The sequence below is a fragment of the Amycolatopsis sp. NPDC004169 genome (genome assembly GCF_040610315.1).
GTDB lineage: Bacteria > Actinomycetota > Actinomycetes > Mycobacteriales > Pseudonocardiaceae > Amycolatopsis.
The window spans coordinates 81,608-104,772 of the sequence record NZ_JBEXMD010000032.1; the positions used below are offsets into that span (position 1 = coordinate 81,608).

General features: G+C 72.3%; 23 protein-coding genes and 2 pseudogenes. 19 read left to right on the forward strand and 6 right to left on the reverse strand.

Features of this window, described 5'->3' with window-relative positions:
• The first annotated feature begins 42 nt into the window (after positions 1-42).
• The 3 genes from ABZX11_RS33695 to ABZX11_RS33705 are packed head-to-tail and all read left to right on the forward strand — an operon-like array spanning position 43 to position 3,669.
• Entirely contained in the window at positions 43-1,374 is a 1,332-nt protein-coding gene (locus tag ABZX11_RS33695) for a glycoside hydrolase family 43 protein (RefSeq protein ID WP_176177692.1), read from the forward strand.
• Positions 1,375-1,390: 16 nt separating this feature from the next.
• Positions 1,391-3,388 (forward strand): family 43 glycosylhydrolase, encoded by a 1,998-nt coding sequence (locus tag ABZX11_RS33700; RefSeq protein ID WP_354920688.1) that lies wholly within the window; start codon positions 1,391-1,393, stop codon positions 3,386-3,388.
• Positions 3,389-3,426: 38 nt separating this feature from the next.
• Entirely contained in the window at positions 3,427-3,669 is a 243-nt protein-coding gene (locus tag ABZX11_RS33705; protein WP_354920691.1) for a hypothetical protein, read from the forward strand.
• A gap of 129 nt (positions 3,670-3,798) precedes the next feature.
• On the opposite strand, the gene ABZX11_RS33710 is transcribed toward ABZX11_RS33705, so the two are convergent.
• Together ABZX11_RS33710 and ABZX11_RS33715 are read right to left on the reverse strand one after the other, a co-directional pair.
• Complete coding sequence (locus tag ABZX11_RS33710) at positions 3,799-4,404, reverse strand: DUF998 domain-containing protein (RefSeq protein WP_354920694.1); 606 nt, start codon at positions 4,402-4,404, stop codon at positions 3,799-3,801.
• Positions 4,405-4,425: 21 nt separating this feature from the next.
• Entirely contained in the window at positions 4,426-4,797 is a 372-nt protein-coding gene (locus tag ABZX11_RS33715; protein WP_176170210.1) for a cupin domain-containing protein, read from the reverse strand.
• Positions 4,798-4,921: 124 nt separating this feature from the next.
• Here ABZX11_RS33715 and ABZX11_RS33720 point away from each other — a divergent pair, with 124 nt between their 5' ends.
• Complete coding sequence (locus tag ABZX11_RS33720; protein WP_354920697.1) at positions 4,922-7,507, forward strand: LuxR C-terminal-related transcriptional regulator; 2,586 nt, start codon at positions 4,922-4,924, stop codon at positions 7,505-7,507.
• Between the two features lie 22 nt (positions 7,508-7,529).
• Here the strand turns inward: ABZX11_RS33720 and ABZX11_RS33725 are convergent, their stop codons facing one another.
• The gene (locus ABZX11_RS33725) at positions 7,530-7,904 is read right to left on the reverse strand and encodes a hypothetical protein (RefSeq protein ID WP_354920700.1); all 375 of its coding nucleotides are present in this window, start codon (positions 7,902-7,904) and stop codon (positions 7,530-7,532) included.
• A gap of 103 nt (positions 7,905-8,007) precedes the next feature.
• Here ABZX11_RS33725 and ABZX11_RS33730 point away from each other — a divergent pair, with 103 nt between their 5' ends.
• The 4 genes from ABZX11_RS33730 to ABZX11_RS33745 are packed head-to-tail and all read left to right on the forward strand — an operon-like array spanning position 8,008 to position 10,355.
• Positions 8,008-8,433 carry a hypothetical protein gene (locus ABZX11_RS33730; RefSeq protein WP_354920702.1) on the forward strand — a complete coding sequence of 142 codons (426 nt, stop codon included), beginning with the start codon at positions 8,008-8,010 and terminating at the stop codon, positions 8,431-8,433.
• Positions 8,430-9,662, forward strand: a complete 1,233-nt coding sequence (locus tag ABZX11_RS33735) for a divalent metal cation transporter (protein ID WP_354920705.1) — start codon at positions 8,430-8,432, stop codon at positions 9,660-9,662. The genes ABZX11_RS33730 and ABZX11_RS33735 overlap by 4 nt, the downstream gene beginning before the upstream one ends.
• Positions 9,659-10,042, forward strand: a complete 384-nt coding sequence (locus ABZX11_RS33740; protein WP_354920708.1) for a hypothetical protein — start codon at positions 9,659-9,661, stop codon at positions 10,040-10,042. Before ABZX11_RS33735 ends, ABZX11_RS33740 begins: the two co-directional genes overlap by 4 nt.
• Positions 10,029-10,355: a hypothetical protein gene (locus ABZX11_RS33745; RefSeq protein ID WP_354920711.1), complete on the forward strand. Its 327-nt coding sequence runs from the start codon at positions 10,029-10,031 to the stop codon at positions 10,353-10,355. Before ABZX11_RS33740 ends, ABZX11_RS33745 begins: the two co-directional genes overlap by 14 nt.
• A gap of 16 nt (positions 10,356-10,371) precedes the next feature.
• Here the strand turns inward: ABZX11_RS33745 and ABZX11_RS33750 are convergent, their stop codons facing one another.
• The gene (locus tag ABZX11_RS33750; protein ID WP_176170215.1) at positions 10,372-10,797 is read right to left on the reverse strand and encodes an STAS domain-containing protein; all 426 of its coding nucleotides are present in this window, start codon (positions 10,795-10,797) and stop codon (positions 10,372-10,374) included.
• Positions 10,798-11,040: 243 nt separating this feature from the next.
• Positions 11,041-12,642, reverse strand: a complete 1,602-nt coding sequence (locus ABZX11_RS33755) for a sialidase family protein (RefSeq protein ID WP_354920714.1) — start codon at positions 12,640-12,642, stop codon at positions 11,041-11,043.
• Between the two features lie 304 nt (positions 12,643-12,946).
• Between ABZX11_RS33755 and ABZX11_RS33760 the strand changes: the two genes are divergently transcribed.
• The 8 genes from ABZX11_RS33760 to ABZX11_RS33795 all read left to right on the forward strand — a co-directional run bounded on the left by ABZX11_RS33760 (position 12,947) and on the right by ABZX11_RS33795 (position 20,454).
• The gene (locus ABZX11_RS33760) at positions 12,947-13,330 is read left to right on the forward strand and encodes a hypothetical protein (RefSeq protein ID WP_354920717.1); all 384 of its coding nucleotides are present in this window, start codon (positions 12,947-12,949) and stop codon (positions 13,328-13,330) included.
• Between the two features lie 11 nt (positions 13,331-13,341).
• Positions 13,342-14,877: a long-chain fatty acid--CoA ligase gene (locus tag ABZX11_RS33765; RefSeq protein WP_354920720.1), complete on the forward strand. Its 1,536-nt coding sequence runs from the start codon at positions 13,342-13,344 to the stop codon at positions 14,875-14,877.
• On the forward strand, positions 14,874-15,650 hold the full coding sequence (locus ABZX11_RS33770; protein WP_176170218.1) for a crotonase/enoyl-CoA hydratase family protein: 777 nt from the start codon (positions 14,874-14,876) through the stop codon (positions 15,648-15,650). Before ABZX11_RS33765 ends, ABZX11_RS33770 begins: the two co-directional genes overlap by 4 nt.
• Positions 15,647-17,569, forward strand: a complete 1,923-nt coding sequence (locus ABZX11_RS33775; protein WP_354920724.1) for an acetoacetate--CoA ligase — start codon at positions 15,647-15,649, stop codon at positions 17,567-17,569. Before ABZX11_RS33770 ends, ABZX11_RS33775 begins: the two co-directional genes overlap by 4 nt.
• Positions 17,566-18,459, forward strand: coding sequence for a 3-hydroxyacyl-CoA dehydrogenase NAD-binding domain-containing protein (locus tag ABZX11_RS33780; protein WP_354920727.1), 894 nt, complete (start codon positions 17,566-17,568; stop codon positions 18,457-18,459). Before ABZX11_RS33775 ends, ABZX11_RS33780 begins: the two co-directional genes overlap by 4 nt.
• 13 nt (positions 18,460-18,472) lie before the next feature.
• A complete protein-coding gene (gene couO / locus ABZX11_RS33785) occupies positions 18,473-19,339 on the forward strand; it encodes a 4-hydroxyphenyl-beta-ketoacyl-CoA hydrolase (RefSeq protein ID WP_176170221.1) in 867 nt (288 codons plus the stop codon).
• 74 nt (positions 19,340-19,413) lie between these two features.
• Positions 19,414-19,632: a DUF2188 domain-containing protein gene (locus ABZX11_RS33790; protein ID WP_176170222.1), complete on the forward strand. Its 219-nt coding sequence runs from the start codon at positions 19,414-19,416 to the stop codon at positions 19,630-19,632.
• Positions 19,633-19,722: 90 nt separating this feature from the next.
• A complete protein-coding gene (locus ABZX11_RS33795; RefSeq protein WP_354920731.1) occupies positions 19,723-20,454 on the forward strand; it encodes a hypothetical protein in 732 nt (243 codons plus the stop codon).
• 54 nt (positions 20,455-20,508) lie between these two features.
• On the opposite strand, the gene ABZX11_RS33800 is transcribed toward ABZX11_RS33795, so the two are convergent.
• Complete coding sequence (locus ABZX11_RS33800; RefSeq protein WP_354920734.1) at positions 20,509-21,231, reverse strand: ATP-binding protein; 723 nt, start codon at positions 21,229-21,231, stop codon at positions 20,509-20,511.
• Positions 21,232-21,355: 124 nt separating this feature from the next.
• Between ABZX11_RS33800 and ABZX11_RS33805 the strand changes: the two are divergent.
• From ABZX11_RS33805 to ABZX11_RS33815, 3 genes and pseudogenes are all read left to right on the forward strand, one after another.
• Positions 21,356-22,153 (forward strand): annotated as a pseudogene (locus ABZX11_RS33805) (manganese catalase family protein); the annotation flags it as partial.
• A gap of 72 nt (positions 22,154-22,225) precedes the next feature.
• Positions 22,226-22,396 (forward strand): annotated as a pseudogene (locus tag ABZX11_RS33810) (DUF2188 domain-containing protein); the annotation flags it as partial.
• Between the two features lie 113 nt (positions 22,397-22,509).
• Complete coding sequence (locus tag ABZX11_RS33815; RefSeq protein ID WP_354920784.1) at positions 22,510-23,154, forward strand: HAD family hydrolase; 645 nt, start codon at positions 22,510-22,512, stop codon at positions 23,152-23,154.
• Positions 23,155-23,165: the final 11 nt, after the last annotated feature.

The following is a 23,165-nucleotide window of genomic DNA, read 5'->3' on the forward strand; positions in this document are numbered from 1 at the left end:
AAGGAGACCATCGTGCACCACCGAAAGCGCGTGCTCGCCTGGATGACCGCGGCCCTGTGCGCGATGGCGCTCCTGCCCGGCACCGCGCACGCCGACAACCCGATCGTGCAGCACATCTACACCGCCGACCCGGCCCCGCTCGTCCACAATGGACGTGTCTACCTCTACACCGGGCACGACGAGGACGGCTCGACCTACTTCACCATGAAGGACTGGCGGGTCTGGTCGTCGGCGGACATGGTCAACTGGACCGACCACGGCTCGCCGATGAGCCTGGCGACGTTCAGCTGGGCCAAGCAGGACGCGTGGGCCGGGCAGGCCGTGGAGCGCAACGGCAAGTTCTACTGGTACGTCCCGGTGGTCAACCGCGCCACCGGCCGGATGGCCATCGGCGTCGGCGTCGCGGACAGCCCCACCGGGCCGTTCCGCGACGCCATCGGCCGTCCGCTCGTCGAGAACGGCGAGATCGACCCGACCGTCTTCATCGACGACAACGGCCAGGCGTACCTGTACTGGGGCAACCCGAACCTGTCCTACGTGCGGCTCAACACCGACATGACGTCGTACTCGGGCGGGATCAACCAGATCCCGCTCACCACGGCCGGGTTCGGCACCCGCCCGAACGGCGGCAGCCGCCCGACGCTGTACGAGGAAGGGCCCTGGGTCTACAAGCGCAACGGCACGTACTACAACGTGTTCGCGGCCAAGTGCTGCTCGGAGTTCATCGCCTACTCGACCGCGCCCGGCCCGACCGGGCCGTGGACCTACCGCGGCACGGTCATGCCCACGCAGGGCAGCAGCTTCACCAACCACCCCGGGGTCATCGACTACAAGGGCGGCTCGTACTTCTTCTACCACAACGGCGCTTTGCCGGGCGGGGGCGGCTACACCCGCTCGGTGGCCGTGGAGAAGTTCGCCTACAACGCCGACGGCAGCATCCCCACCATCACCATGACCACCAGCGGGCCGCCGCCGGCCGACACGCTCGACCCCTACACCCGGCAGGAAGCCGAGACGATCAACTGGGAGTCGGGGATCGAGACCGAGCCGGCCTCCGAAGGCGGCATGAACATCGGCTGGATCGAGAACGGTGACAACGTCAAGGTCCGCAACGTCGCCTTCGGGGCGGGCGCGAAGACGTTCACCGCCCGGGTCGCCTCGGCGGGCTCCGGCGGCACGATCGAGGTCCGCCTCGGCAGCGCCACCGGCACGGTCGTGGGGCGCTGCACGGTTCCCGGCACCGGCGGCTGGCAGACGTGGACGTCGGTCTCCTGCCCGGTCAGCGGCGTGACCGGCACGCAGGACCTGGTCCTGCGGTTCACCGGCGGCAGCGGCTACCTCTTCAACGTGAACTGGTGGCAGTTCGCCGCCTGAGACGGAAAGGACAAACGTGGTGTCACGCCGACGATCCCGGGCGGCCGCTTCGGCCCTGCTCGCCGCGACCGGCCTCGCCGGCGCCGTCCTGGTGGCGACCCCGGCCGCGCACGCCGCGGCCGGGTGCTCGGTCACCTACACGAAAACCTCCGAATGGCAGGGCGGCTTCGGCGCGTCCGTGTCGATCACCAACCTCGGTGACGCGATCGACGGCTGGACGCTGACCTGGTTGTTCACCGGTGGCCAGCAGGTGGGCCAGCACTGGAACGCGACCATCACCCAGTCCGGGACCACCGTCAACGCGAAGAACGTCGCCTACAACGCGGCCATCCCCACCGGCGGCAAGGCGGAGTTCGGCTTCAACGGCTCGTTCACCTCGGCCAACCCGACGCCGTCGGAGTTCCGGCTCAACGGCACCCTCTGCACCGGCGGCGTCGAGCCCACGGCGCCGTCGACGCCGACGACCCCCACCACCACGCCGACGACCCCGACCACCACGACCACGCCGAACCAGCCCACCACCTTCACGAACCCGGTGCTGTGGCAGGACTTCGCCGACGTCGACATCATCCGCGTCGGCAACGCCTACTACTACTCGGCCTCGACGATGCACTACTCCCCCGGCGCCCCGATCCTGCGCTCCTACGACCTGGTGAACTGGGAGTTCGCCGGCCACTCCGTGCCCAAACTGGACTTCGGCGCGAAGTACGACATGAGCGGCGGACGCGGGTACGTCCGCGGCATCTGGGCGTCGTTCTTCAACCACCGGGCCGGCAACGACACCTACTACTGGGGCGGCTGCATCGACTTCGCCAAGACCTACATCTACACCGCCACCGCCGTGGACGGCACCTGGTCGAAGCTCTCGACCATCGACAAGTGCTACTACGACGCGGGCATGCTCGTGGACGACGACGACACCATGTACGTCGCCTACGGCAACACCACCCTCAGCGTCGCCCAGCTCTCCAAGGACGGGAAGACCGAAGTCCGGTCGCAGCAGGTCTTCCAGACGCCGTCGAACATCGGCACGCTCGAGGGTTCCCGGTTCTACAAGCGCAACGGCAGCTACTACATCTTCGTGACGCGCCCGGCCAACGGCCAGTACATCCTCAAGGCGAGCAGTCCCTGGGGGCCGTACACGATCCAGCAGGTGCTGCTGGACCTGCCGGGCCCGATCTCCGGCGGCGGCGTCCCGCACCAGGGCGGCCTGGTGCAGACGCAGAACGGCGACTGGTACTACCTGGCCTTCGTCGACGCTTACCCCGGCGGCCGCGTGCCCGCGCTCGCCCCGGTCACCTGGACGGCCGACGGCTGGCCGAAGCTCCAGACGGTCAGCGGCCGCTGGGGCACGACCTACCCGAAACCGAACCTGCCGCCGCCACCGCGCCAGGTCGAGCCGATGACCGGCACCGACACCTTCCCCGGCCCGGCGCTGAGCCCCCAGTGGGAGTGGAACCACAACCCGGACACGACGAAGTTCTCGGTCGGCAACGGGCTCAAGCTGTCGACGGCCACGGTCACCAACGACCTGTATTCCGCCCGCAACACGCTGACCCACCGCATCCAGGGGCCGTCCTCCACGGCCACCGCCACGCTCGACCTGACGTCGATGCGCGACGGCGACCGCACCGGACTGGCGATGCTGCGGGACTCCTCGGCCTACATCGGCGTCAAGCGCGACGGCGGCCGCAACCGGGTGGTGATGGTCAACGGCCTGACCATGGACGGCAACTGGAACACGACCGGCACCGGCACCGAGGTGGCCGGCGCCGACCTGCCCGGCAGCAAGATCTGGTTGCGCGCCAACGCCGACATCCGTCCCGGCACCGGGCGCCAGGCCCGGTTCTCCTACAGCACCGACGGGGTGAACTTCACGCCGCTGGGCACGGCGTTCACCCTCAACAACGCCTGGCAGTTCTTCATGGGCTACCGGTTCGCCGTCTTCAACCACGCCACCCAGGCGCTCGGCGGCTCGGTCACGCTTCAACGGTTCGACCTGACGGCGCCATAGCGGGCGAACTTCGACGGCCCGGCTGCTCGCCGGGCACGGTGAAGGTCCGGTCGACCTGCCAGAACGCCTGGGTGGGCGGCTCCGGCACCGGCCGGAGCCTGCCCTTCCGCAGCGGCTGGGTCCGCGGTGTGGGCCTGGCACATCGCGCTCACCGTCGCGCCGTCGCCGAGCACGACGCGCTTGCCGATGTCCATGCCGATGCGGCACAGGTAGAGCGGCAGCATCAGCTGCCGCACCGGCAGTCGAAGGGCTCGGCCATGTCGTACTCGGTGCTGGCGTAGTGGAAGGTGATCTTTGGCCCAGGCCGGGATCGGCTAGCTCGCCTTCGAGGATGGACAGCAGGGTGCCCGCCGGCACGGCCTGGGTGGTGACCAGCCGGCCTGCGGGCAGCCCATCACCCGCGCGGGCGATCAGCGGGAGCGGACGGCCACGGCGGAAATCCACAGCATCGCGGTGATCACGCCGGCGGCGAGGGTCAGGCTGCCGGCCCGGCCACCGCTCATCGCCCAGGCGTTGCCGAGCAGCAGCGCGGTGCCGGCGAGCACGGAGAACGCCGCGTCCCGGCGGTTCCCGGCCCGGGCGAACCGGCGGCCGAGGACGTAACAGGCGGCCATCAGCGCGAGGAAGGAGACGCTGCCGGCCGCGAGGTGGCCGTACCCGTGCCACGACAGGGCCGACGGCGGCCCGGCGGGCGTGCCGGCCGGGAAGCCGTCGCCCGCGTCCGGTGGCAGCAGACCGGCCGCGATCATCCCGGCGCCGTAGACCGCGAGCAGCCGGGAGACCGCTCCGCCGAAGCCGGGCGCGCCGATCAGCACGAGCACGCCGGCGACCACGAAGTTCGTGATCTGCACCCAGCCGAGGCTGCCGGTGCCGAGCGCGCTGAGCGGGTGCCGGGTCAGGTCGAAGCCGTCGCGGGTGGCGGCCTGGGTCAGCGCCACCGTGGTCCACAGTGGAGCCGCGAGGGCCAGGCAGGTCAGGCGCGCGGAGCCGGCCGGGCGGGCGAGGGTGATGTCCATGGAAGTTCCTTTCGGGGGTTTTCAGAAGGTGACGCCGGCTTCGGCGGCCGCGTCGTCGTCGAGGAAGTCCTGCTCGATGCGCGGGGAGGCGTGGATGCACATCATCCGCAGCGGTTCGGGGCCGACGGCCCGGAACGCGTGCGCGGTGCCGGCGCCGACGACCACGACGTCGCCTTGGCCCGCCAGGCCCTCGCCGTCGGCGGTGCGGAAGAGCGCCTGCCCGGCGAGCACCACCCAGGTCTCCGAGTACGGGTGGACGTGGGCGTCCGGGCCCTGCCCTTCGGTGTTGTGGACGTGGAAGAAGGAGACGCCGGAGCCGTAGGCCCCGCCTTCGAACCGGGCGGTGCGCCCGCTGCCGATGCGCAGGTCGTCTTCCTTCGCGATGACCACCATGGTGGGTTCCTCTCCGGTCGGTTTTCGTTCCGGAGTGATCTTCGGGCCGGCCCGGGGCCGGGGGCATCCGTGGAGATCACGGAATCCGCCACGGAGATCCACCCGGGTGCGGCATACTCGGGCCATGCCGACCGCGCCGACGATCTCGCCGCGCGAGCGCGAGGTGCTGCTGGCCCTCGCGGACCGGTTGACCAACGCGGAGATCGCCGAACGGCTCTACGTGTCGGTGCGGACCGTCGAGAGCCACGTGTCGGCGCTGCTGCGGAAGCTGGACGCCCGTGACCGGCGGGAGCTGGCCGCGCGGGCGCCGGGGCCGGCCACCCCGGCGGGCCTGGTCACGGGGACGCCGCGGCCGCCCACGAGCTTCGTCGGGCGCGCGGCCGAGTGCGACGCGCTGGTGCGGCTGGTGGCCGAGAGCCGGGTCACGACCGTGCTCGGCCCGGGCGGCATGGGCAAGACCCGGCTGGCGGTGGCCGCGACCGAGGCGGCGGCATCGCAGTTCCCGGACGGCGCGACGTTCGTCAACCTCGTCCCCAGCCGGCCCGGTTCGGTGCTGGAATCGGTGGCGGCCGGGCTCGGCGTGCTCCCCCACCCGCAGCAGCCGCTGCCCGACGCGGTGGCGGCGCAGCTGGCCGGCCGGGCGCTGCTGGTGCTGGACAACTGCGAGCACGTCGCCGACGACGTCGCCGACGTCATCACCGCCCTGACCTCGGCGAACCCGGCGTTGCGGGTGCTGACGACCAGCCGCGAGCGGCTCGGCGTGCCCGGCGAAACGGTGCTGCAGCTCGGCCCGCTGCCGGCCGCGGCCGAGCTGTTCGCGGAACGGGCGCGGGCGGTCGACCCGGCGTTCGACGCCGATCCCGCGCAGCTCGCCGCACTCTGCCGCGAGCTGGGCGGCTCACCGCTGAACATCGAGCTGGCGGCGGCGCGGGTGGCCTCGCTGGGCATCGAGGCGCTGCGCGCGGGGCTGGCCGACGACCCGCTGCGCGTGCTGGCCACCGGCCGCGGCCCGGACCGGCACCGGTCGCTGCGGTCGGTCATCGAGTGGAGCCACCGGTTGCTGGACGCGGAGGAGCGCACGGTCCTGGCCCGGGTATCCCGCTTCCGCAACCGCTTCGCGCTGGCCGACGCGGCGGCGCTGGCCCCGGACCTGTCGCTCGGCGCGGTGTCCGACGTGCTGGGGCGGCTGGTGGACAAGTCCCTGGTGACGGCGCACCGGGAGGAGGGCGTCTGGACGCTGTTCGACGGCGTGGCGCGGTTCGCCCGGGAGCAGCTGGCGGCTTCCGGCGAGGCGGTGGAGGTGGGGGTTCGCCACCGGGAGTGGGCGGCCCGGCGGGCCCGGGAGCTGACCGGCCGGTTGGGTGGCGACTGGCGTGACGAGTTCGACCGCGTCGCCGACGATCTGCGCGCCTGTGTCGCCGAAGGCGAGCCGGCGCACGACCTCACCGCGGACCTCGCCCGCCTCGCCTACGCGCGCGGGTTCCTGGCGGAGGCGGTGGCCCACTGGCGCACGGCCGCGGACCGGGCCCCGTCCGCCGCGGTCGCCGCCGCCGACCTGGCCAGGGCCGGCAGCGGCGTGCACCTGCTCACCCACGCCCGCGACCACTTCGACCTGCTGCTCGTCGCGGCCGGACGCGCCACCGGCGACCCCGCGACGCGGGCGTCCTGCCTGGCCGCCGCGGTCGTGCTGGCCGAACGCTTCCGCGGCTCCGGGTTCATCACCGACCCGGTCCCGGACGCCGAACTGGACCGCCTGCTCGCCGAAGCCGCCGAAGCACCGGCGGCCGGTGTCGCCGTCGCCCGCGCGTGGCGGTCCGGATCCGGCCCGCAGTCGGTCGACCCCGAGGCGGCCGAGCGCGCCGTGGCGGCGGCGTCCGGGGACCCGCTCCTGCTCAGCGCCGCCCTGGACGCCCGGTGCACGGCGCAGGCACTGGCAGGCCGTCCGGACCAGGCGTACCGCACGACCGAGGAACGCCTCGCCCTGGTCACGACGCTGGACCGCACCGACCCGCACGCGGCGGTCGAGGTGCTGGACGCGTTCCGGGCCGCGATCACCTACGCCGTGGCCACCGGGGCGCTGTCGGACGCACTGGCCCTGAGCAGGCGCGCGGCGGGCGACCCGGCCCTGGCCGGCCACCCGTACTGGGGCACGAGCGGCCTGGTCACCACCCTGGCCCTGACCGGCCGCTTCGCCGAAGCCCTTGAAGCGGCCGACGAGCTGTGGCGGGCGAGCCTGCCCCGCAACGCAACGCTCGGCGTCCCCCTGCTGGCGGCAGCGCTGGCGGCGGGGTTGTCCGGCGACGAGCCGTCGATGGCGGCTTGGCGTGCCCGCGCGGCGGCGGTCGCGGGCGTACCCACCCCGGCCGGCTCGGCCAACCTGGCCCCGTTGGACGCGTTCGTCCGGGCCAGGGTGGCCCTGCACACGGGCACGGGCTTGGCCGAGCGGCTACCGGAAGCGGGCGCAAGGTTCACCCCGGGCCGCTTCAACGGCTACGCGGCGGGCGTGGCGGCCGAGCTGGCGGTGGTCCTCGACGCCCCGGACGCGGAGGAGTACTTGAGCCGAGCCGAGCACCACGCAACCCACAACACCTGGACGGCGGCGGCGGTGACCCGCGCACTGGCCCGCCGCAACGGCGACGCAGAGTTGTTCGCGGCGGCGGCGAAGCAGTTCGGGGAGCTGGGCGCGGTCTTCGAAGCAGAGGCCGAGTGATCCCGGACCGGCGGCGGTTACGTCACGGTCGGCTGACCACCGAGAGCACGATCCTCCCGCCCCGCGATCGAGCCGAAACCCGGTAGCCGTCGAGTTCGAGGTCGGCAGCCACCGGGGTGCCGGCCTCGTCGGCCGACGTCACCAGCGACCTGACTTCCAAGCCACCCTCCGGAATGTCCGGCACGATCGGCCGGCGAGAATAGGCGTCCACCGGCCAGAGGTAGTCCGGGATCTCCGTGTCCGGCCGCCGTTCGACCCGCAGGGACCAGTCCGTCCACACGGTGCACACCACCGACGTGCCGTCCAGCAAGGCGATCTGCAACGCTTCCGCTTCGCCGTCGTCGTCGATGATTTCCAGGACCGCCACGGCCCTGGATCCGCTGATGACTTCCCCCATCACAAGGCACTGTAGCGCCGCCGGCCACAACGGCGAAAAGTCGGGTCTGTCCACCTTGGAGAGTCCCCCGTTTGTCCGGACCACGAGCGGGTATCCCGGCGAAGTGACTGCGTTGCGCCGAACCCGGCTGTGCGCGGCGGCGGCCGTCGTCGCGGTAACCACCCTGGTGACAGCCTGCAGCACCGACCCCCAGGCGGACACCGTGCACGCCGGACGCGAGATCCGTGGCCAGCTCGAACTCCTGCGGCTCGTCGTCACCGCCGACCGTGACCCAGTGCCGCCGGTGCCGAGCCTGTCGATCACCGTGCGGGACGCCGTCGATGAGCTCGCCTCCGCCGGGCAGGACGTCGGGAAGCTGACCGATGACCGGGCCCGCGCCGCCCTCGCCTCGATCACCGATCGCGCCGTCGCCGTGGCCCACCGGCTCGACGACGGGCTCGGTGACGGCACCGACGCCGGGCTCGACGAGGTCGACGCCGAACTGCAGGGGCTCATCGGCGAGCTCGCCCGCTGGGGCGTGACGTCGTGAGCAAGAAGCTGCTCGCCGTCACCCTCGGCATCCTCACCGCGGTCGGCGGGTTCGTCGACATCGGCGACCTCGTCGAAAGCGGTGTTGTCGGCGCCCGCTACGGGATGGCGCTGGTCTGGGTGACCGCCCTCGGCGTGCTCGGGATCTGCGTCTACGCCGACATGTCCGGGCGGATCGTGGCGGTGTCCGGGCGGCCGGTGTTCGACCTGATCCGCGAACGCCTCGGCCCGCGGATGGCGCTGCTCAACCTCGCCGGGTCGTTCCTCATCACGCTGCTGACCGTGTGCGCGGAGATCGGCGGCGTCGCGCTCGTCATCGAATTGGCCTCCGGGGTCGACCGGCTGGTCTGGGTGCTGCCGATCGGCGTGCTCGTCTGGCTGGTGGTCTGGCGGGTCGGCTTCGAGCGGATGGAAACCGGCTTCGGCCTCGGCGGGCTGGCGATCGGCGTGTTCGCCGTCGCGGTGTTCTTCCTCCACCCGGACTGGTCGTCGCTCGGGGCGCAGGTCGCCGGGCTCGCGCCGCCGCCCGACCAGGCGCTGCCGACCTACGCCTACCACGCGGTCGCGCTGTTCGCGTCGGCGATGACGCCGTACGAGGTGTTCTTCTTCTCCTCAGGCGGCGTCGAAGAGGGCTGGAAGGTCAAGGACCTGCCGGTGCAGCGCGCCAACGTGCTGCTCGGGTTCCCCCTCGGCGGGCTGCTCGCCATCGCGGTGATGGCGTGCGCGGCGACGGTGCTGTTCCCGGCGGGCGTCGACGTCAGCCGGCTCAGCCAGATCGTGCTGCCGGTGACGCTGGCGCTCGGCACCGCGGGCCTGGTGATCGTGCTGATCGGCATCTTCGCGGCCACCTTCGGCGCGGCGCTCGAGACCGGCTTGTCGTCGGGGTACATGCTGGCGCAGTACTTCGGCTGGGACTGGGGCAAGCGCCGCGCGCCACGCAACGCCGCCCGGTTCCACCTGACCGTCGGCGCCGGCCTGCTGGTCGCGGTGCTGGTGGTGCAGACGGGTCTCGATCCGGTCGGCCTGACCGAGATCTCGCTGATCTTCTCGGCGGTGGCGCTGCCGCTGACCTACCTGCCGGTGCTGATCGTCGCGAACGATCGCGAGTACCTCGGCAAGCACGCCAACGGCCACTTCAGCAACATCGTCGGGAGCGTCATGCTGGTCGTGATCGCCGTCGCGGCACTGGTCGCGATCCCGCTGATGATCTTCACCGGAGCGGGGCAATGAACCCCGACCGCGGGCCCATCGACCTGGTCGACGCGCTGCTCGACCGCCAGATCGTCGGCGAAGACGGCACGGTGGTCGGCAAGGTCGACGACCTCGAGCTGCGCGCCGAGGGCGGCACGTACGTCGTGGATGCGCTGCTCGTCGGCCCGGAGGCGCTGGCCGACCGCATCGGCGGCCCGATCGGACGGCTCCTGCACCACATCGGCCGCGGGTTCCGCGCCCAGGCGCCGCAACGCATCCCGATGAACGCCGTCCGCCGCATCGAACCGACGATCGTGGTGACGACGGCGGTGGCCCAGGCGACGGAAAGCCCGTCGGAGGACTGGCTGCGCCGCCACGTCATCGGCCGGATCCCGGGAGCGAACCGTGCGAGCCGGTGACCTGATCGGCCGCCGGGCCCGCGACGTGACGGGCCGCGACCTCGGCGCGATCCGCGAGATCCGCACGGAAGCGGTGCCGGGAAAGAACGGCCTGCCGCGGCTGGTGGTGCGCGGCGTGATCGTGGGGCGCACCCGCGTCCGGCTGTTCGGCTACCAGCGCCACGACCAGCGCGGCCCGGCTGCGCTGGTGGCCCTGATCCGGTGGCTGCACCGGCACAGCCGGTACGTGGCCTGCGAGGACGTGGACCTGTCGGGCCCGGAGGTCCTGGTGCGGCGGCCGTTCGGGGAGCTGGCGCCGCTCGACCGGGGCTGAGCGGCCGGAAGGCGCGTCAGCTCAAACTGTGGATCTCCGTCGCCCGTTCCCACCCGGACGGCAGCCGGCTCACGTTGAGGGCGTGGTCCAGGCCGCTCGCCGACAACGCCCGGCGCACCACCCGGTTGTCCCCCGTCACGATCCGCAGGGTTGCGTTCTCGCGGGCCACCCGCGCCTGGATCCCGCCCAGTGCTGCGAGACCCGCGCTGTCGAGGAAGTCGACCTCCGACAGGTCCAGCACCAGCACCGGGAACCGGCGGTGGGCCCACGTGCTCAGCGCCGAACGCACTTGCGGTGCGCTGTCCGCGTCGAGCGCGCCGCGGATGCGGACCATCACCGCACCGAAGTACGGGCGGATGACTTGGATGTCGAACGGACTGCGCTCTTCGCGCTTCGACGGCGCTACGGGGATCGCCGTCGCGGGGGGCTGGACGACCAACATTTCTCCACGCCTCATTCGCAGATGACGTGACGAGCGGGTCTCGGCGACCCGCTCGATCGCGGGCAAGTCGGGGGACGAAAGTTACAGCGGAACCGCACTTAGCAGCGTAGTCCTTGATCCGAACGGCGCAACCCCGCCAACGGCCGAACCCCACACCCCCGCACGCGACCCGTATGCACACAAGTCAAACCACCCATCCGGGTGAACGTGCCGGGAACGGCGGACCCGTCCCCGGCACGCACCTCACCCCACGTGGTCGGCGAAGACGTCCGACGGCCCGCTCCCCGCCACCGGCCGCGCCACGCCGAAGTACGCCGTCAGCGTCGGACCGGTGGCCGCCAGGCCGGAGTAGTCACCGAGGAAGTAGCCGCCGGCGTCCGGGGCCGTTGTGTAGTCGAACGACGCCGCCGTCAGCTTCGCCTGCCCGTTGACCGCCCAGTTCGCCGGGTTGCCGCAGTCGCTCGTGGCCGCGTGGCAGTGGGCCAGGAAGGCGTCGGTGAGGCCCGGCTGCGCCGGCGTCGCGTTCTGCAGGTCGTAGTAGCTCAGGCCGATCGTGCCGTCGGCGGTGACGCGGATCTGCGGCACGAACGCGGGCGTGTCACCCGGCGACTGGTCGACGCGGATCGTGGCACCCCACGTCAGGCCGCCGTCGGTGGACTGGGCGAAGGCGATCTTCGCCGTGCCGGCCGGGCTGAACCGGGCGTCCTGCCAGACCGCGTACACGTACCCGTTGACCGGGTTGACGGCGAACTCGGGGATCTCGTCGCTGGAGCGGACCGGGTGACCGGCGATCGCCACCGGGGCGACCTGCTGGGTGTCGATGCCGATCGCGCCGGACCACGTCGTCCCGCCGTCGGTGGACCGGATGACCGCCGCGGTCGACGTCGACGAGCCGCGGCAGTGCTGCCCGCCGTGGGTGAACGGGCAGGCGCCGCCCTTGTTGGTGATCAGGTCGAAGCCGTCGATCAGCACCCCGCGTCCCGGGCCGGTGGTGGGCACCACGATCTGGTTGCCGATCGTCTGGTCGTTCTGCCCGGGGTCGAAGACGATCCGGCCGGTGCTCCAGGTCGCGCCCTTGTCGGTGGTGCGGGAGAAGTAGCTCGGGCCGCGGTAGGTGAACGCGTGCGTGTACGCGCTCGGGTTCGCGTGGCTCTGCGGCGAGACCAACTGGTCCCACACCGCGTAGGCGCGGTCGGGGAGCAGCGGGTCCCCGGTCACCGTCTCCTTGTCGTTGAGCACCTGCGTCGAGGTGTCCAGGCGCGCGACGACCGGGGTTTCCCAGTGGTCGCCGCCGTCGACCGACCGGCTGATCAGGATCGCGCTCGCCCCGCCGAAGGCCGGGCCGTCGGCGTTGAACGAGTCGGCGATCGAGTACACGACCCGGCCGTCGGCGGAGAAGCCGACCCACGGGTCGGTGGTGCGCTGGAAGTACCCGGGCGAACCGGCGGCGGCGCCCGCGCAGATGCTGAACCGCGGTTGCCCGGCGGCGGGGGTCCAGGTCGCCCCGCCGTCCCGGGAGACGACGTTGGTCAGCCCGTTCGAGCCGCCGTCGTTCCACCGGTCCTGCTGCGCCGAGCCGACCAGGTGGCGCGGGTCGGCCGGGTCGGCGGCGACGTACGGCTCGACCTCGGAGGCCGGGTAGTTGACGCTGCCGCGGGCCTGCTGCTGCGCCACGAGCGCGGCGCAGGCCGCCCCGCCGCCCAGCGGGTGGTCGGGCACGGCGACCGGCACACCGGCGGCGAAGGTGGTGGCGACGGCGACACCGGCGCCGGCCAGCAGGGTGCAGACCGCGACGCCGGGCGGCAGGGACCGGCGGGCGATTCGCCGGACATTCTTCGGGTTCACGGGTGACCTCTTTTCCGACACCTCCGGTGGGCCGGGCGGAACGGACACGACCCTTTCCCGGGCACGCTGGAGTCGGCGTTTCCCTTGCGGCCGTTACGCATCCGGGCCGATCCGGGCGATTCATCCGGTTCACCGGTGAAAAACTCGTCCGTCCACACGGGAACGGTTAACGGACGGCCAAAAGAATCGACCGGAAATCCCGTCACAGCGGCCGGCGCCGCGGCCCCTTGACACGGACCCGCCGACGACCGCATCCTGGCTATCTCAGGGTTCCTGATATACAGCTCGGTGAGGAGTCGAACCCATGACCGCAGTCGAGGAGCGGCCGGGCACCCGGCCCCGCCCGGAGGTGGCCGCGGCTCGGCAGGCGGCCGCCGGCCGGGCCCCGACACCGGGCCGGGAGCGGGCCCGGGTGCCGCACCGGGTCGCGGACCCGGTGCGGGCGAACGCGGACGAGCTCGCCACCCTCGAGAGCACCGGCGCCGGTCATGACGCCGCAGCCGAGCGGGGCGAGCAGCTCCGGCGGCGCGTCCGCGGCGGCCTTGACGACGCTGCGCCGGCCGGACCCGTCGCCGCCGGCCGGTTCCCGCTCGGGAAGCTGGTCACCCACCACGACTTCGGGCAGATTCAACAGGCAGCCGACGACATGGTCGGCGGCCGGACGAGCAAACCGGTGCTGCGCTGGTGAAGGAGACCGTGGTGAACCTCCCGGATTTCGGCTTGGGCAGCTGGCCCGCGCGGCGGGCGCGGATCAACCCGGACCGCACCGCGCTGGTGCAGGCGGACCGCTCGCCGACCTACGCGGAGCTGGCCGGCCGGGTCGAGCGCCTCGCCGGCGCCCTGATCCGGCGAGGCGTGCGGCCGGGCGACCGCGTGGCCTACCTGGGCGTCAACGACATCACGGTGTTCGAGACGCTCTTCGCGACCGCCCGCTGCGGCGCGATCTTCGTCCCGCTCAACTACCGCCTCTCCCCCACCGAGATCCGGTACATGCTCGACGACTGCGGTGCTTCGGTCCTCGTGCACAGCCCGGACACCGCCGAGCTCGTGGCGGCGGCCGGTGCGCTCCCGGACGGCGTCGTCATCGCGACGGACCCGGCCGCCGGGACCTTCGAGGCGGAGATCGCCGAGGCCGGGCCGGCCCCGGACACCGCAGTGGGGCTGGAGGACCCGTGCCTGCTGCTCTACACCTCCGGCACCACCGGGCGGCCGAAGGCGGCGGTCCTCACCCACGGCAACCTCACCTGGAACACCGTCAACCAGCTGGCGCACCTCGACGTGCTGGGCACCGACAAGGCGCTGTGCATCGCGCCGCTGTTCCACTGCGTCGGGCTGGGCCAGATCACGCTGCCGACGCTGTTCAAGGGTGGCAGTGTGGAGCCGGTGGCGAAGTTCGACCCGGGCACCATCCTCGCCCGCATCGGCGCCGCCGGCATCACCAGCTTCTCGGCGGTGCCCACGATGCTGGAAATGATGTGCCGCCACGAGGACTGGGAACGCACCGACCTGAGCTCGCTGACGTGCGTGCTCTACGGCGGGTCCCCGGTGGCCGAGCGCGTTGCCCGCGCGTGGCTCGACCGCGGTGTGCAGCTCCTGCAGGGCTACGGCATGACCGAGGCCGCACCCGGCGTCTCGATGGCCACCCACGAGGGCACGCCGGCCCACCCGGTTGCCGCCGGGGTGCCGCACTTCTTCACCGACGTGGCGGCGCTCGGCCCCGACCTGGCGCCGCAGCCCCTCTCCGGGACGCCGGCCGAGCTGCTCGTCCGCGGACCGCACGTCTTCGGCGGCTACTGGAACCGGCCGGAGGAGTCGAAGGCGAGCTTCGTCGACGGCGACTGGTTCCGCACCGGTGACGTCGTCCGGGTCGACGACGACGGCTGGGCCCACGTGGTCGACCGGGTCAAGGACATGATCATCTCCGGCGGGGAAAACGTGTACCCGGCCGAGATCGAGGCGGTCGCCGCCCGGCTCGACGCGGTCGACGCCTGTGCGGTGGTCGGGGTGCCCGACGACCGCTGGGGCGAGGCCGGTGCGGCGTTCGTCGTGGTCCGCCCCGGGGCGCAGCTGGACGAGCCGCAGTTCCGCGCCCACCTCGAACGGCACCTGGCCCGCTACAAGATCCCGAAGCACATCCGGTTCACCGACACCCTGCCCCGCAACGCCACCGGCAAGATCCGCCGCGTCGAACTCCGCGCGCTGGCCGCCGAAACCTTCACGAACGGACCCGCATGACCGCCCCACTCCTGCCCCCGTCGCTGCGCCTGGAGCTGCGGGACGACGTCGCCGTGCTGTGGCTGGCCCGTCCCGAAAAGCGCAACGCCCTCGACGACGCCACCGTGCTCGGCCTCGAGTCGTTCTTCGGCAGCCCGCCGCCGGGGATCAAGGCCGTCGTCCTCGACGCCGTCGGCGACCACTTCTCCGCCGGGCTCGACCTGTCCGAGCTCACCGAGCGGGACGCCTTCGAGGGCCTGGAGCACTCGATGATGTGGCACCGCGCCTTCGAGCGGCTCGAACGCGGCCGCGTCCCGGTGGTCGCGGTGCTCAAGGGCGCGGTCGTCGGCGGCGGCCTGGAACTGGCGGCCGCCGCGCACATCCGCGTGGCCGAGCCGTCGGCGTTCTACGCCCTGCCGGAGGGCCAGCGCGGGCTGTTCGTCGGCGGCGGCGCGTCGGTGCGGGTGCCGCGGCTGATCGGCGCGCACCGGATGGCCGACATGATGCTCACCGGCCGCGTGCTCGACGCCGACGAAGGCCACGCCGCCGGGTTGTCGCACTACCGCGTCGAAAACGGCCTGGAGCACGCGCTCGGCCTGGCCCGCAAGATCGCGGACAACTCGCCGATCACGAACTTCGCCGTCCTGCAGGCCCTGCCCCGCATCGCCGAGGCCAACCCGGCCGAGGGCTACCTGATGGAGGCGCTGATGGCCGCCATCGCCGGCGGCAGCGCCGAGGCGAAGGAACGGATGCAGGCGTTCCTCGACAAGCGCGCGGGGAAGGTGGGCCGGTGATCCTGCGCCCGGTCGCACCCGACGTCCGCGAAACCACCGAGATCGGCCGGTACCTGCGGTGGCTGGCCGACCGCGGGCACTCCTTCGACGGCTACGCGGACCTGCACCGCTGGTCGGTGACCGACCTCGCCGGCTTCTGGTCCTCGATCCGGGACTTCTTCGGCGTCCGCTTCGCCACCCCGGCCACCGCGGTGGTCCCCGACCGGACCATGCCCGGCACGGAGTGGTTCCCCGGCGCCACCCTCAACTACGCCGAACACGCGCTCGGTCATGGGCCGGGCGACGCGGCCGCGGTCATCGCCTACTCCCAGACGCGCGAACGCACCGAGCTGACCTGGGACGAGCTGCGCGACCAGGTCGCCCGCGCCCGGGCCGGGCTGGCCCGGCTCGGCGTGCGCCGCGGCGACCGCGTCGTCGCGTACCTGCCGAACATCCCGGAAGCCGTGGTCGCCTACCTCGCGGTCGCGAGCCTGGGCGCGGTCTGGGCTTCCTGCGCGCCCGAGTTCGGCGCCCGGTCGGTGCTCGACCGGTTCGGCCAGATCGAACCGCGGGTCCTGCTCACGGTGTCCGGCTACCGCTACGGCGCCAAGGACGTCGACCGCCGGGCCGAGGTCGCCGGGATCCGCGCGGGCCTGCCCACCGTCGAGCACGTCGTGCACGTCCCCTACGGCGACCACGACCTGACCGGCACACTCGCCTGGGACGACCTGCTGACCGAGAGCGCGCCCGGCTTCGAGCCGGTCGGCTTCGCGCACCCGCTGTGCGTGCTGTTCTCCTCCGGCACCACCGGCAAGCCGAAGGCGATCGTGCACGGCCACGGCGGGATCCTGCTGGAGCACCTCAAGAACCACGGCCTCAGCTGGGACCTGCGCCGGGGCGACCGGATGCTCTGGTTCTCCACCACCGCGTGGATGATGTGGAACGCGCTGGTTTCGGGCCTGCTCACCGGCACCTCGATCGTGCTGGTCGACGGCAACCCGCTGCACCCGGACCTGGCCTGGCAGTGGCGGCTGGCCGCGCAGACGCGGGCGACGCTGATGGGCGCGAGCCCGGGATTCCTGATGGCGTGCCGGAAAGCGGGCCTGGACCCGGCCGCCGAATACGACCTGTCGGCGCTGCGGCAGCTCGGCGCGGCCGGCAGCCCGCTGCCCGCCGAGGGCTTCCACTGGGTGCACGAGCGGTTCCCCGGTGTCCTGCTCAACGTCGGCAGCGGCGGCACCGACGTCTGCAGCGGCATCGTCCAGGGCAGCCCGCTGCAGCCGGTCCGGGCGGGCGAGATCTCCGGGCCCTGCCTCGGCGTCGACGCGAAGGCGTTCGACGAGCACGGCACCGAAGTGGTCGGCGAACTCGGCGAGCTGGTGATCACCGCGCCGATGCCGTCGATGCCGGTGGGGTTCTGGGGTGACGACTCGGGCGAGCGCTACCGCGAAACGTACTTCTCGACCTACCCCGGGATCTGGCGGCACGGCGACTGGATCCGGTTCACCCCCGAGGGCGGCTGCGTGATCGCCGGCCGCTCGGACGCCACGCTCAACCGCGGCGGCGTCCGGCTGGGCACCGCCGAGTTCTACGCCGTGGTCGAAGAGCTGCCGGAGATCGAGGACTCCCTCGTCGTGCACCTGGAAGACCCCGCCGGCGGCAACGGCGATCTCCGGCTCTTCGTGGCGCTGCGCCCCGGCGGCGAGCTCGACGACGCCCTGCGCCGCAAGATCACGACGGCCCTGCGCGGGGCGCTGTCGCCGCGGCACGTGCCGGACGCGATCACGGCCGTGCCGTCGATCCCCCGCAACCGCACCGGGAAGAAACTGGAGCTGCCGGTGAAGAAACTCCTGCGCGGCGCCCCCGTCGACGAGGTCGTCGGCCGGGACGTGCTGGCCGATCCCGCCGCCCTCGACGCGTTCCTCCGGGAGCGCGCATGACGACCGTGGCGATCGTCGGCACCGGGGTGATCGGCGCGAGCTGGGCCGAGCTCTTCCTGGGGCACGGCCTCGACGTCGTCGCCACCGATCCGGCGCCCGGCGCCGAAGAGCGGCTGCGGAGTGCCCTCGAAGACGTGCCGACGGACCGGCTGCGGTTCGTCGCCGACCCCGGCGAAGCGGCCGCCGCCGCGGACTTCGTCCAGGAGAACGGGCCGGAGCGCGAGGACGTCAAGCACGCCTTGTTCGCCGTCCTCGACGAGGCCGCACGGCCGGACGTGGTCCTGGCGAGCAGCTCGTCCGGGCTGCTGCCGAGCGTCATCGCGCGGGGCTGCCCGAAGCACCCCGAGCGCGTGGTCGTCGGGCACCCGTTCAACCCGCCGCACCTCATCCCGCTCGTCGAGGTCGTGCCGGGCCGCGAGACCGCGCCGGAGGTGGTCGATCGGGCCGTGGCGTTCTACGCCTCGGTCGGGAAGCGGCCGATCCGGCTGGCGCAGGAGGTACCCGGCCACGTCGCGAACCGGCTGCAGGCCGCGCTGTGGCAGGAGGCGTACTCCCTCGTCGAACGCGGGGTCGCGACGGTCGCCGACATCGACACCGCCATCGCCTACGGGCCCGGCCTGCGCTGGGCCGTGCTGGGCCCGTTCGTCAACCAGCACCTTTCCGGCGGCGCGGGCGGGCTCGCGCACGTCCTGGCCCACCTCGGGCCGCCCACCGAACAGTGGTGGCGCGACCTCGGGCGCGTCCACCTCACCCCGGAACTGGCCGAAACGCTCGTCGCGGGTGTCGACGCCGAACTGGCGGGCACCGACGACCGGGCACTGGTGACGGCCCGCGACACCGTCCTGAACGCCCTGCTGGCCGCCAAGGCCGCGCAACCCGACCTGCCCTGACCTGGAGTTCTTCGTGGACTTTTCCTCCCTGACCGCCATCGACGTCCACACGCACGTCGAGCAGGACGGCCACGGCTGCTTCGCCCTCGACCAGGAACTGCTGGACGCGTCGGCGAAGTACTTCCGCGCCGGCCAGGACCGCACGCCGACGGTGACCGCGATCGCCGAGCACTACCGGGCGCGGAACATGGCCGCCGTCGTCTTCACGGTCGAGGCGCCGGCCGCCACCGGGCACCCCGCGCTCTCGAGCGAAGAGATCGCCGACGCCGCCGCCGAGCACGCGGACGTGCTGATCCCGTTCGGCTCGGTCGACCCGCACGCCGGCAAGGCGGCCGTGCTGCGCGCGCGGAAGCTGGTCGGCGAACACGGCGTGCGCGGGTTCAAGTTCCACCCGAGCCTGCAGGCGTTCGAGCCCAACGACGTCCGGTACTACCCGCTCTACGAGGCCATCGCCGAGCTGGGCGTGCCCGCCCTGTTCCACACCGGGCAGACCGGCATCGGCGCCGGCCTGCCGGGCGGGCACGGGATCAAGCTGCGCTACTCGAACCCGATGCTGCTCGACGACGTCGCCGCCGACTTCCCGGAGCTGACGGTGATCCTGGCGCACCCGTCGGTGCCGTGGCAGGACGAGGCGATCTCGGTCGCGACGCACAAGGCGAACGTGTACATCGACCTCTCGGGCTGGTCGCCGAAGTACTTCCCGCCGCAGCTGGTGCGCGCGGCCAACACGCTGCTGAAGCGGAAAGTCCTGTTCGGCTCCGACTTCCCGGTGATCACCCCGGACCGCTGGCTCGCCGACTTCGCCGAACTGGACCTCAAGGACGAGGTGCGGCCGCTGATCCTCAAGGACAACGCCATCGAAGTACTCCGGCTGACCTGACCGCGCTCCGACGTTTGTCCGCTACGTCCCCGGGCAACCGGAGCCCTTCGGGTCTCACGTCGGGAGGCGAAGTCGTGGCGGAGGGTGACGTTCACACCTACTTCGAAGACGGGCTGTGGAAGAACCGCGTCGAAGGCGGCCTGCGGGCGTCCAACACCTCCCCCCGCCGGATCGACGCGGTGCTCGCGGGGCGGCAGATCGCGCGGAAGCGGCGGGTCGGGCACTTCGTCCACACACCGGAGGGCGAGATCGAGACCGAGCGCGACTACCGGCCCCGCCGCTCGGTGCGATGACCTGCGTCACGACGGGTGTAACGGATCACCCTTTCGGACGATAGCTCCTTCGTGTCCGGGGACGCCCCGGCCTTCACGAACGGACTACCCATGGCTCGCCTTCGCCTGGCCGCGCTCCTCACGGCCGGTTCCCTCGCCATCGCCGGCTGTTCCGGCGCCGCGGAAACACCCGCTCCGGCCGCGGCCGGCACCAGCGCCCCGGCGTCGTCCACGGCTCCGGCGGCACCCGCCCTCGACGCCGCCGACGTCGGCACGGCGATCAACGACGCCGCCAAGCAGGCGTCGGCCGTGCACGTCAAGGGCACGATGACCCAGGAGGGCAGCGCGCTCAACCTCGACCTGCAGCTCAACGCGGACAGCGCGAGCGGCACGGTGGTCAAGGACGGCCTCGAGATCCCGGTGCTGCGGATCGGCGACAAGTACTTCTTCAAGTTCACCGATTCGCTGGTGAAGCAGGCCGGCGCCCCCGCCGCGCTGGCCAAGCAGCTCACCGGCAAGTGGGTGTCGTCGACGGCCAAGATCGGCCAGAGCATCGGGGCCGCGTTCAAGACGTTCCTCGACTACAAGTCGTTCACCCAGGGCACGCTGGGCGAGTTGCAGAAGACGACGTTCAAGCCGGGCGAGCAGACGACCCTCGCAGGTGCGCCGGCCCTGAGCTTCGCGAGCACGGACGGAACGGCCACGGTGGCCGCGACCGAGCCGCACTACCTGCTGCGCATGGCGGACCCGAAGAACGGTGCCATGGAGTTCAGCGACTGGAACAAGCCGTCGCCGGTGTCCGAGCCGTCGGCCGCGGAGATCTACTCCGGCCCGGGCGCCTGACCGGTTCCCGGGTGGGAAGGCGGCCACCGGTGTGGCGGCCTTCCCTCTCGTGCTTCAGCGGGCCAGCAGCGCCCACACGGTCTTGCCGCCCGAGCGGGACCGGCTGCTCCCCCACCGCTTCGCGACCTTGGTGACCATCCGCAGGCCCAGTCCCGCCTCGGCCAGGTTCAGCGCCTCCCGCAGCACCGCCGGCCGCGTGCTCTCGTCGGAAACCTCGACCGACAGCGTCCCCCGGCGCAGTTCCAGCGCCAGGTGGGGCGCGGAACCGGTGTGCCGCAGCGTGTTCTCGACCAGTTCGGTCGCGACGAGCTCCGCGTCCTCGACCAGCTCCGGCACCATCCACTCGGCGCAGATCGCGCGGACGAACCCGCGGGCGCGCGCCGACGTGCGCGGCAAGCGGTCGAGCACCCGGCTCGCCCGGCGGCGGGCAGGGCTGGGCAGCGCCGCCCGTGCCGCGGCCGCGTCCGGGTAGACCGGCACTCCGCTCCCGACGAGCACCGCCCGCTGGTCCGGACGGCCCGTCACCAGGGCGAACGGCACCGCCGGCCAGTCACGGACCCGCAGGGCGACCAGCGTGAACACCCGGACCAGCGCCCGATCGCGCAGTTCGAGGCGCTCGACGTCGATCAGCACGCCGTCCGCGGAGTCCACCGCGAACTCGAGCAGGCCGTCGCGCAGCTGCGCGTACGTGGTCTGGTCCAGCACGCCGACCACCGAGGCCCGCGCCGGGACGCCCTGCCGGGGCACCAGCCACACCGAGTTGTGCCGGGCGAGCACGGGCGACCACCTCCTCCACGACGATCACCCGTTCGAATAACCGGTCCGGAACCCGTCAAACGCGGCGGATCCCCGGTTGAGCCGGTTCTCCGGGGGAACCCCGCGGGCTCGGAAGGGAGACGACGTGTTCCGTCACACGAAGCTGCTGCAGTTCGAAGCCAAGCCCGAAAAGCCCAACCCCGTGTACGCCCGCAAGCTCCAAGAGCTCATCGGCGGCGCCTTCGGCGAGATGACCGTGACCATGCAATACCTCTTCCAAGGCTGGAACTGCCGCATCGAAGGCAAGTACAAAGACCTCATCATGGACACCGCCACCGAAGAAATCGGGCACGTCGAAATGCTCGCCACCATGGTCGCCCGCCTCCTCGAAGGCGCCCCCGCCACCGTCACCGCCGAAGCCGTCAAAGACCCCGTCATGGCCGCCACCCTCGGCGGCATGGACGTCCAGCAAGCCATCGTCGCCGGCGGCGGCGCCCTCCCCGCCGACAGCAACGGCTACCCCTGGAACGGCAAATACATCATCGCCTCCGGCAACCTGCTCGCCGACTTCCGCGCCAACGCCGCCGCCGAAGCCCAAGGCCGCCTCCAAACCGCCCGGCTCTACAACATGACCGACGACCCCGGCGTCAAAGCCATGCTGAAGTTCAACCTCGCCCGCGACACCGTCCACCAGAAACAGTGGCTCGCCGCCATCGAAGAACTCAAGGCCGACGGCCTCGAAGGCGACATCGCCCCCGGCGCCCTGCTCGACGAAGAGGACCAGACGCACAACCACACCATCTGGCACCTGTCCGACGGCCCCGACGGCGCCAAGGGCGCCAGCTGGACCACCGACGCCGGCATCGAATACCTCATGGACCCCGAACCCCTCGGCGGCCCCGGCACCGCACCCAAACCCGACCCGGCGCTCTTCGGGACTTACCAGACGGTCGAGGAAGAATCGGCGCTCGAACCGGCCGACGGCGACGTCGAAACGTTCTTCGACGGTTCGGTCTGGAAGAACAAGGTCGTCGGCAACGCGCGGGCGTCCGGCAGCGCGGAGACGAAGTCCGAGGCGGTGGCGGACGGCCGCAAGCTCGCGCTCAAGCGCGGCACGGCCCATTTCATCCACACCAAGGACGGCCGGATCGGCGAGCGCCGGACCTACCCGCGGGCCCGCGCCTGACCTCGCGCGGCCGGCCACGTGTACTTCCGGCCGGTCGGGGGTATCCGGAGCACCCTGCGCGAAACACCGGGAAACTGCACCGACCCGAGGAGCCTGTCATCGCCACCGCGGTCCTGTTCGACGTCGACGGCACGCTCGTCGACTCCAACTACCTCCACGTCCACGCCTGGCGCCGGGCGTTCCACGAGCTCGGCCGGGACGTCGACTCCTGGCGCGTGCACCGCGCGATCGGCAAGGGCTCCGGCAAGCTGCTGCGCACCCTGCTGGGCGACGACGACACCGAGCGGATCGGCGACCGGGCCAAGGAGCTGCACAGCCGCTACTACCTGGAGACCGCCGGGCTGCTGCGGCCGTTCGACCGTGCGCCCGAGCTCGTCCGGGAACTGGCCGGGCGCGGGGTGCGGGTCGTGCTGGCGACGTCGGCGGGGCCGGACGAGCTGGAGGTGCTGCGCAAGGTCCTCGACGTCGACGACGTGGTCGCCGGGATCGTCTCCGGCGACGACGTCGAGGCGACGAAACCCGATCCGGAGCCGGTGTACGCGGCGCTCGACAAGGCCGGTACGGCACCGGAGGAGACGGTCTTCGTCGGCGACGCGGTCTGGGACGTGCAGGCCGCCACCAAGGCCGGCGTGCGCACGGTTTCGGTGCTCTCCGGTGGCGTCGGTGCCGCGGAGCTGTCCGACGCCGGCGCGGTGGCGGTCTACGACGACGCCGCGGCGCTGCTCGCCGGGCTGGCCGACAGCGTGCTGCTCGGCTGACCTTCCGAACG